This is a genomic window from Streptomyces sp. P1-3 (assembly GCF_050613155.1).
In the GTDB taxonomy this organism is placed as follows: domain Bacteria; phylum Actinomycetota; class Actinomycetes; order Streptomycetales; family Streptomycetaceae; genus Streptomyces.
Map to the genome: position 1 here is coordinate 124,319 of NZ_CP192512.1, position 6,166 is coordinate 130,484.

Below are 6,166 nucleotides of genomic sequence, written 5' to 3' on the forward strand. Positions count from 1 at the left end.
CTCACCCCTCGACGACGAAGCCTGTGACAACGGTCACGTCGACTGAGCCGTCGGCATGTTCGCCGTCGGCCACGACGCCCAGTTGTCCGGACCCGACGGGCAGCGGCGGCGCGCCGTCGACCGGCCACTGCATCGCGACCAGTTCCTCGCGGTCCCCCTCGCCCCGGGCGAGGACCTCTAGCCGCACCACCTTCGCCCGGCGATCAGAACGATGGGGCTCGAAGCACCTTCGCGGCGTGACCTACAGCACAACGTCGGTGGCAACGGCCAGGGCGGGGCGGTTGCAGCGGCGCAGGGCTTCCTGCCGCTCTGGGCCGCACCGAGGATGTGGCCATCGTCACTCTGGGCGCCAGAGAGTGAGCTCAGCAGCGTAGATCGGCACCTTCAGATCCTCTGGGCCCATCAGTTCGGGAAGCGCGTTCTTCTTGGCTGCGGCCGCGCATTCCTGTGGAGTCGTGCCGGTGCTTTTACCGAACGACGTCTTCCGGGTCAACCGCCAGTAGTCCACCGCCAGTTCGACTTCTTCAGTGGCCACGTAGGAGGAATCGTTCCACTGATCCGCCCGGCGCGGTGCCTCGTCCAGGTTGTAATACGCCGTCTTGAGGGGGTCCTTGAAGAAGCTCAGATCGAACGGCTTGTTCTGGAAGGCCAGACTGTAGCTGTCCGGTGCCGGAGTGCCGGTCGACGTCGCGCTCTGGCTGGGCGACGGTGACGTCGTACTGGAACCAGTGCCCGAACCGCCTGAGTCATGCGCCGCGGACTTCGAGCCGTTCCCATCAGTGGACCACAGCCATACACCAGTGACTGTAAGGCTCAGCACCGCGATGCCTCCGGCCAGCTTCCACCACAAGCGTCGGCGGCCCGCAGCCGCGTCCGGCTTGGAGACAGGACTGCGGAGGGGTGTCGACCCGTGCGCGTCCGCGGGCGAGGCGGCTTGTGTGGACGCGTATGCGGAATGGCCGTCGGATGGAGCGGCTTGTGTAGGCGCGTATGCCACTGCGTGATGCGGTGCGGCGGCCTGGGTCGGGACGTACGTCGCCGGCCTCGGCGGTGGTGTGGGGATCTGGGTGGCTGGGCCGAAACCCGATGAGGGGGCGGGCGCGGCAGGCGGGGGCGGTGACTGCCGGGCGGCGTCTTCGCGCCGGGTGACTTCGGTGGCGAGCGGTGCCGGGAGCCAGTCGGCGAAGTCGCGGAGCTACCGACCGGAGACTTGCTGGCACCAGTCGGCGAGGGCGGCGGGCGTAGGACGGGTAGCCGGGGCGGCGGCCAGGCACGCTTCCAGGAGGGGGCGGAGCTGATCGGGGTAGCCGGTGAGGTCCGGCGGGCGCTGGTCGGTGTTGGCGATGGTGGCGGCGATGGAGATGCCGCCACCCTCGCCGTAGGGGTGGCGGCCGGTCGCCACCACAGCGGCGATCAGGCCGAGGGCGAAGATGTCGGTGGCCGGGGTGAGTGGGCGCCCCAGGGCGTGTTCCGGCGACATGTACTGCGGGGTACCGATGAAGCCGCCGGTCTGGGTGAGCTGGGTGGTGTCGGTGGCGCGGGCGATACCGAAGTCGATGACCCAGGGTCCCTGCGAGCTGAGCAGGATGTTGCTGGGCTTGAGGTCGCGATGGATGACCGAGGCCGCGTGCACGGAATTCAGCGCGTGCGCGGTGCGCCATCGGTTCCCCTAGGTCGTGCGCGGTGCCCCGATGTTACCGATGGCATGTCACGGCCAGGACATGCAGGCAGTCGCCGCGGCACGACGGTACTGGAGGCCGCGGCCAGCGGCGGGTACCCGGACGAGCCCGACACCGACCTGCGCGCTCTCGGAGCGCCGAGATGGTCGACAACATCAGCCAGGTCCGCAGTCACACGCCGGGGCCGACGGTGCGGCCCCGCTCGGCGAGCAGGGGCCGCACCTCAATGGCCGCACGAAGTCCCGTACGGCGTCGGGAAGTTCATGGAGGCGTATCGCCCAACCTTGATCCATCAATCAAGGTCGCATGGACGGTAGGCCCTACGCAGAGGGGCGGGTGACCACGTTGATGTTGAACGTGTGGGCATCCAGACCGCCCGCGATGCCGATGAAGAGCAGGGCGAAGTGCTCCTGTCCGCGTGCGGTGGTGATGCCGCCGATGTCCAGCTGGGACGACGGGGGCCAGCCGAGGTCGGTGAGCAGGCGGCCGGTGGTCCGTTTGGCTTCGGCGTCGTCGCCGGAGAGGAAGACGGTGCTCGGGCCGTCGAGACCGTCCGGGGCGATCATCACGGTGGAGTCCATGGTGCACAGCGTCTTGACGACGGGGGTCAGGGGGAAGGCTTCCTGGATCTGTTCACCCAGGCTGCTGTTGGGGTGCGAGAGCTCGGTGAAGTCGTCGGAGAGGCCGACCCCGACATCGATGAGCAGGGTGCCGGCCAGCGCCGGCGCCCCGATGGAGTGCAGCAGGTCCACGGAGACGGTCCCCGGGGTGGCGTTGACCAGTACCTCTGCGTGGGCGGCTGTCTCACTCAGGCTCGCCACGGGGAGACCGAGGTCGGTCCGTTCCTCAGGCCGACGTGAACCGAGGAGCACGTCGTGTCCTGCGGCGCTCCAACCGTGGGCCAGTGCTCGGGCAACGTTGCCGGTGCCAAGTAGTCCTATACGCATGGTGTGACGCTAAGCCGTTGCCGGGGCTCGGCGAATCGGACCGCAGGCCCGGGTGGACCTGCACCAAAGACGTAATCCTGTGGTCGGTCGCCACTCGCTACGACAAGACCGCCGAGTCCTAGTCCCACTGGGCAACCGTCGCCCTCGCATCGCTCCTGATGGGTGAGCCGCACGGGCGTGCCGGCCGCTCGCAGTCGTTCGGCATGGCGGCGGCCGTTGTCGGCCACCGGGTCGTGGGTCAATACGACGACGAGTGCTGGGGGCAGCCCGCTGAGGTCGTCGGCATGCAGCGGCGACAGCGCGCGAGCATCGGTTCCTGGTGGCACGGCGCGCCGGTGGAACAGCTGCAACTGCGGCACGGTGGCGGTCGGGCTGTTGGCGTGCTCGGTGACCGAGGCGTGGTCGAGCATCGTCTCGGTCACACCGACGGCGGGGTTGACCAGCACCTGCGCCTGAAGGCGCGGGTCGGCCTCTCTGGCCCGGATGGCGGCCAGGGCGCTGATCAACGCGCCGCAGCTCTCGCCGAAGACGGCCGTCCGCGCCGGGTCGATGCCCCACTGCGCGGCGTACTCCACCACGTGCCGGAGCACGTCCCAGCCGTCGTCGGCGGCAGCCGGCAGCGGGGTGTCCGGGGCGAGGAGGCGGCGCTCGACCGAGACGACGACCGCGGGCAGTCGCGGGCCTTCCCCGGCCTGGCGGCCTGCCGCGGGCTGGCGCTCATGCGCGCGGGGCCGGTCGGTGGCGCCAGACCGACACCACGACGGCGAGTCCGGCGATGCGCGGAAAAGCGTCGTCACCCCGTATGCGTACGGCACGACGACGTCGTACTTCTCGCCGCGCAGGCCGAGGTTCACCAGCGCCATCGCGGTGGGCGGTGGGCGGTGGCGATGTCAAGCAGCGGCGCGCGCGTGGCCAGGACCGTCAGCGCCAGCCCGACATACATCGCGGTGGGGCGCTCCCCGCGTGCTGACAGTGGGCGGTTGGCGATTGTGGTCACGGCCGGCCCCTTCCCGAACCCTACGACGTTGGGTTCCTCTCGCGCGGTATGATCTACAGCGTAGGTTTGACAAGGGCGGCAGGGAGCGGACGTGGCCAGACGAGCACAGGGCACCGCAGCGGGGCTCAGCCGCGAGCGCATCGCCGCCGCCGCCGTCGCCCTCGTGGACCGCGACGGCCTGGAGCGCTTCGGGGTACGGCGCCTTGCGGAGGAGCTCGGGGTCGACCCGATGTCGATCTACCACCACATCAAGGGCAAGGCGGCACTGCTGGACGCGGTGTCCGAGGCCGTGCTCGCCGAGGTGACCGTCCCCGCGGACGTCGCATCGGGCGACTGGGAGGAGATCGCCCGCCGAACGGCGCACGGCTACCGGGAGATGGCCTCCCGGCACCCCCGGGTGTTCCCGCTGCTGGCCACACGCGCCCGGACCTCGTCAGTGGCTCTCACCGCCCTCGAAAGACTGGTCACCTCGATGCGTGAGGCGGGCCTGCCCGACCACGTGGTCGCGGACACGCCCATGACGCTGTTCAGCTTTCTCAACGGATACCTGCTGGCGGTCCTCAGCGGCGAAGCCGACGGGACCGGAGACATGCCCGCACTCGACGCCGACGCGTACCCGACAATGGCCGACCTCGCTCCCCTACAGGCCGGCTTCGGGTCCATGGCGGAGTTCGACCGGATCCTCGACACCGTGCTCGGCGGGATCCAGGACCGGGCCGCCCGAGACGGGACCCGATAAGCGGTCGCGGACCCCGACGAACGCGTCCGAGAGGCGCTGGACCACCGCTACCAAGACGACAAGGGAGAAACAGTGGAACGCATCGGAATCATCGGCGTGGGCGAGATCGGCCGGGCCATCGTGGACGGCCTGTGCGACGGCGTCGAGGAGCCGCCGGAGATCTACCTCTCGCCTCGTGGCGCCCGTACAGCCGCCGAGCTGTCCCAGCGGTATCCGAACGTCCAGGTGTGCACCGACAACCAGGACGTGGCGAACCGCTCCGAGATAGTGATCCTCGCCGTCCGCCCCCTGGACCGCGCCGAGGCCCTCGCCGGGCTCCGGGTCGGCGGCGACAGGATCGTGCTCAGCGTCATGGCCGGAGTCGGCATCAGCGAGCTGCGTCAAACGCTCGGCACCGCCGCCCCCGTGGTGCGTGCCATCCCGCTGCCGGCCGTGCGCGAACGCCGGTCCGTCACCGTGACATACCCCTCCCACCCGATCGTGGACGGCCTCTTCGACCGCCTCGGCGGGGCGCTGCCCGTCGCGGACGAAGCGGCCTTCAGCGTCTTCTCCGCACTGACGGGCACGCTGACCACCCATTACTGGTACCTGGCCACGCTCACCGCCTGGGCCTCCCGACAGGGCATTCCCACCGAGGAGGCGGACCGCTATGTCCGCAGCCTCTTCCAGGGCGTCGGCCGCTCGCTGAGCGACGACACGCGCTCGCTGCCGCAGCTCGCGGGTGATCACGAGACACCGAACGGAAGCAACGAGCGCATCCGCACCACGTGGTTCGACACGGCCAACTCCGAGGCCCTGACCAAGGCACTCGACGCGCTCCTCGCTCACCTCACATAGTCACGTCGGCAGATCCGGGTGCCCGCTCGCGGCCTAGTTCTGCGGTGCCAGGGTGCGCAGGACGCAGAACTCGTTGCCCTCGGGGTCTGCCATGACCACCCAGTTTCGGTTTGGGCCTTGGCCCACATCCGTCTTGGTGGCGCCGAGGCCGAGCAATCTGGTCACCTCGTCCTCGGTGCTGCCGTCGATCGGGCTGACGTCGAGGTGAAGCCGGTTCTTCACGGTCTTGCCCTCGGGCACTTGGACGAACAGCAGGGTGGGCGACATCTGGCGGGCCCGAACATCCTCAACGGTCGGCACCCAGGAGCCGATCTCGACCTTGCCCTCGCTCCGGTCGATCACCTTGAAGTCCAGGACCTCGCACCAGAAGGCCGCGAGCCGCTCCGGATCGTGGCAGTCAACGGCCAACTCGGTAAACCTACTTGTCATGACTCTCCCAGATAGTGCGGACGGACTCAGAGTATTGGCCCGTGCCGCCCGTCCGACAGTTCCGGATCTTCCTGACGGGACATGGGCTGAGGCTCGCCGGTCAGGCCGGGCTGGGTTCAGCCCCTGTCCACGAGGCAGAAGGGGTGCCCAGCCGGGTCGGTGAGGACCCGCCACCTATCTTCATGCGGCTGGTGATCCGGTTTGCCGGCTCCCAGCTCGAGCAGCCGGGCCTCGGCCTCGTCCAGGTCGTCGACCGCGAAGCAGAGGTGGAGCTGCTGGGGAACAGTCTGGTCAGGCCAGCTGGGAGCCCGGTAGTCGTCGACCCGCTGAAAGCCGATGACGAGTCCGTCCTCACGGTTGAGGCCGGCGAAGTCGGCGTCAGATTTCGGATGCGGTTCGAAGCCAGTGGCCTGCTGATAGAACGCCGCCAGCGCCAGCGGGTCGGGGCAGTCGAGTGTTATCGCGCTGAGTTTCATCTGCAGAGGCATGGCAACTCCGGACTGTTGGTGGTCTGGCGACTCGGCCACGGGCACCTTGC

The 6,166-nt window shown here is 69.2% G+C and carries 9 protein-coding genes and 1 pseudogene; 2 read left to right on the forward strand and 8 right to left on the reverse strand.

What is annotated here, in order from left to right:
- Nucleotide 1: 1 nt before the first annotated feature.
- The 6 genes and pseudogenes from ACQUSR_RS00600 to ACQUSR_RS00625 form a co-directional block, all read right to left on the reverse strand.
- Nucleotides 2-187 carry a hypothetical protein gene (locus ACQUSR_RS00600; RefSeq protein ID WP_431040527.1) on the reverse strand — a complete coding sequence of 62 codons (186 nt, stop codon included), beginning with the start codon at nucleotides 185-187 and terminating at the stop codon, nucleotides 2-4.
- A 150-nt stretch (nucleotides 188-337) separates the two neighbouring features.
- Entirely contained in the window at nucleotides 338-850 is a 513-nt protein-coding gene (locus ACQUSR_RS00605; protein WP_431040528.1) for a hypothetical protein, read from the reverse strand.
- A gap of 345 nt (nucleotides 851-1,195) precedes the next feature.
- Nucleotides 1,196-1,645 (reverse strand): annotated as a pseudogene (locus ACQUSR_RS00610) (serine/threonine-protein kinase); the annotation flags it as partial.
- 354 nt (nucleotides 1,646-1,999) lie between these two features.
- Nucleotides 2,000-2,626, reverse strand: coding sequence for an NADPH-dependent F420 reductase (locus ACQUSR_RS00615; protein WP_431040529.1), 627 nt, complete (start codon nucleotides 2,624-2,626; stop codon nucleotides 2,000-2,002).
- Nucleotides 2,617-3,489, reverse strand: a complete 873-nt coding sequence (locus ACQUSR_RS00620) for an alpha/beta hydrolase fold domain-containing protein (protein ID WP_431040530.1) — start codon at nucleotides 3,487-3,489, stop codon at nucleotides 2,617-2,619. Before ACQUSR_RS00620 ends, ACQUSR_RS00615 begins: the two co-directional genes overlap by 10 nt.
- Nucleotides 3,477-3,623, reverse strand: a complete 147-nt coding sequence (locus ACQUSR_RS00625; protein ID WP_431040531.1) for a hypothetical protein — start codon at nucleotides 3,621-3,623, stop codon at nucleotides 3,477-3,479. The genes ACQUSR_RS00620 and ACQUSR_RS00625 overlap by 13 nt, the downstream gene beginning before the upstream one ends.
- A 91-nt stretch (nucleotides 3,624-3,714) precedes the next feature.
- Here ACQUSR_RS00625 and ACQUSR_RS00630 point away from each other — a divergent pair, with 91 nt between their 5' ends.
- Together ACQUSR_RS00630 and ACQUSR_RS00635 are read left to right on the forward strand one after the other, a co-directional pair.
- Nucleotides 3,715-4,362 (forward strand): TetR/AcrR family transcriptional regulator, encoded by a 648-nt coding sequence (locus tag ACQUSR_RS00630; RefSeq protein ID WP_431040532.1) that lies wholly within the window; start codon nucleotides 3,715-3,717, stop codon nucleotides 4,360-4,362.
- A 72-nt stretch (nucleotides 4,363-4,434) separates the two neighbouring features.
- Nucleotides 4,435-5,199, forward strand: coding sequence for an NAD(P)-binding domain-containing protein (locus ACQUSR_RS00635; RefSeq protein ID WP_431040533.1), 765 nt, complete (start codon nucleotides 4,435-4,437; stop codon nucleotides 5,197-5,199).
- A 33-nt stretch (nucleotides 5,200-5,232) separates the two neighbouring features.
- On the opposite strand, the gene ACQUSR_RS00640 is transcribed toward ACQUSR_RS00635, so the two are convergent.
- Together ACQUSR_RS00640 and ACQUSR_RS00645 are read right to left on the reverse strand one after the other, a co-directional pair.
- The gene (locus ACQUSR_RS00640; RefSeq protein ID WP_431040534.1) at nucleotides 5,233-5,628 is read right to left on the reverse strand and encodes a VOC family protein; all 396 of its coding nucleotides are present in this window, start codon (nucleotides 5,626-5,628) and stop codon (nucleotides 5,233-5,235) included.
- A 116-nt stretch (nucleotides 5,629-5,744) separates the two neighbouring features.
- On the reverse strand, nucleotides 5,745-6,116 hold the full coding sequence (locus ACQUSR_RS00645; RefSeq protein ID WP_431047299.1) for a VOC family protein: 372 nt from the start codon (nucleotides 6,114-6,116) through the stop codon (nucleotides 5,745-5,747).
- Nucleotides 6,117-6,166 lie beyond the last annotated feature (50 nt).

Bases quoted from the DNA above. Each gene is read 5' to 3' on its own strand.
- ACQUSR_RS00615 (WP_431040529.1), bottom strand. From the start codon at position 2,626: ATGCGTATAGGACTACTTGGCACCGGCAACGTTGCCCGAGCACTGGCC.
- ACQUSR_RS00620 (WP_431040530.1), bottom strand. From the start codon at position 3,489: ATGGCGCTGGTGAACCTCGGCCTGCGCGGCGAGAAGTACGACGTCGTC.
- ACQUSR_RS00640 (WP_431040534.1), bottom strand. From the start codon at position 5,628: ATGACAAGTAGGTTTACCGAGTTGGCCGTTGACTGCCACGATCCGGAG.
- ACQUSR_RS00645 (WP_431047299.1), bottom strand. From the start codon at position 6,116: ATGCCTCTGCAGATGAAACTCAGCGCGATAACACTCGACTGCCCCGAC.